3 protein-coding genes are annotated in these 1,625 nt (G+C 66.6%); 1 reads left to right on the top strand and 2 read right to left on the bottom strand.

The window, feature by feature from the left end; genetic code table 11:
• Nucleotides 1-15: 15 nt before the first annotated feature.
• Nucleotides 16-822 (top strand): HTH-type transcriptional regulator BhcR, encoded by an 807-nt coding sequence (bhcR, locus tag EN994_RS30480; protein WP_127308105.1) that lies wholly within the window; start codon nucleotides 16-18, stop codon nucleotides 820-822.
• On the opposite strand, the gene EN994_RS30475 is transcribed toward bhcR, so the two are convergent.
• Complete coding sequence (locus EN994_RS30475; RefSeq protein ID WP_013531395.1) at nucleotides 823-1,182, bottom strand: hypothetical protein; 360 nt, start codon at nucleotides 1,180-1,182, stop codon at nucleotides 823-825. It abuts the gene before it with no gap.
• A gap of 186 nt (nucleotides 1,183-1,368) precedes the next feature.
• Nucleotides 1,369-1,617 carry a BA14K family protein gene (locus EN994_RS30470; protein ID WP_245466130.1) on the bottom strand — a complete coding sequence of 83 codons (249 nt, stop codon included), beginning with the start codon at nucleotides 1,615-1,617 and terminating at the stop codon, nucleotides 1,369-1,371.
• Between the last annotated feature and the right edge of the window lie 8 nt (nucleotides 1,618-1,625).

The raw sequence follows: 1,625 nt of genomic DNA, 5'->3' as shown, positions 1-1,625 counted from the left end.
GCCTCCGAGGGCCCATTGAAAGCGCGCGGCCGGCCGCGCGCTTTCAATGGGCCCTCGGAGGCCAGTTCGGTGCAGTCGCTCGATCGGGCGCTGAGAATCCTGGCCATTGTCGCGGAAGGCAGCGGCCTGTCGCTGAGCGAGATATCGGCGCAGAGCGGGCTTGCCGCCTCCACCGCCTACCGCATGCTGACGACGCTGCAAAACCACGGAATGGTCGAATTCGACACATCAGACCAGCTGTGGTCGATCGGCGTCGAGACCTACCGTATGGGCGCGGCCTTCCTGCGCCGCCGCAAGCTGGTCGACCGCGCGCGTGTCGTCATGCAGGAGCTGATGGAGAGAACCGGCGAGACCGCCAATCTCGGCGTCGCCGAGGACGATTGCGTGGTCTTCGTCAGCCAGGTCGAGACGCATCAGGCGATCCGCGCCTTCTTCCGGCCGGGCACGCGCAGCCCCTTCCATGCGTCCGGCATCGGCAAGGCGGTGCTGGCGCATCTCGAGCCGGAGCGCGTCGGAACCATGCTGCGCAAGGCAGGCCTGCAGCGCTTCACCGACAGGACGCTGTCCGACATTTCGGCGCTTGCCCACGATCTGGCGCGGATCAAGCAGCGCGGCTGGTCGGTCGACGACGAGGAGCGGCACCCCGGCATGCGCTGCGTGGCAGCCGCCATCTTCAACGAATTCGGCGAGCCGATCGGCGGCGTTTCCGTGTCGGGACCGACGGTGCGGGTGACGCCGGAGCGGCTGGCCGAGATCGGCCCGCTGGTGCGCGATGCGGCAGCCGAGGTGACCAGGATGATCGGCGGCGTGCGAGCCGGCTGATCAGCCCGCCCCGGGCAGCGCGCTCCTGGTCGCGATATCGAAGAAATCGAGAAGGATGGCCATGCCGACGCCGCAGGCGGTGAATATCAGGCCGGCCATGAAGATGCGGTTGGCGCGTTCATAGATGCGCCGCTGCAGGCATTTCGTGTCGAGCAGCAGCGAGAGCGCCCGCATCTGCAAGGCAATGCCGGCCAGGATCGGCAGGACGGCGACAAGATGGTAGGTCTGCCACGGGATCGGGTTGGCGGCCCAATGGGTGATGAAGCCCAGCGAAAACGCCAGCAGGATGCCGACGGTGGTGACGGTGCCGTTGCGGAAAACCGTTTCGACCAGGTCTTCCCTGGGGTCCTGCTCGTCCAAGGGTCTCTCCCCGCGTTTCGCGGTCCAGGATAGACGCTCGGAAAATCTCTGTACACTGTCCGATCTGTCGCCGGACCAATCCCTTCAGTTCTGCGCTGAAGCGGCCGATGGAGCACGCACCGCTACCATCCAGACAACAGAAGAGGGGCTCGCATGGGCCCCTCTGTTGCTGAACGGGTCCTCCCCTCAGAGACGGCAATAGTGGCGGTATCCGTCGTGGCCGAGATAGGTATCGGAGTCCGCGTCGTAGCTGGCATAGCGATCGTAGCAGCGGCGGACATGCCACGAGCCACCGCCTTCGTCGACATAGACGGTGCGCGGCTGGGCGAGCAGGCTGCCGAGGACGAAGCCGCCGACGCCGGCAGCAATGCCGATGCCGATTTCGCGGTTGTGGTGATGGCTGTGGGCGGCCGAAGGCTGCACGGTGCCGGCCAGCGTGGCGG

This window comes from Mesorhizobium sp. M7A.F.Ca.CA.002.09.1.1 (assembly GCF_003998555.1).
Classification (GTDB): Bacteria; Pseudomonadota; Alphaproteobacteria; order Rhizobiales; family Rhizobiaceae; genus Mesorhizobium; species Mesorhizobium ciceri.
The sequence above is the reverse complement of the archived record's forward strand: the minus strand, read 5'-3'. Positions and strand labels throughout refer to the sequence as shown.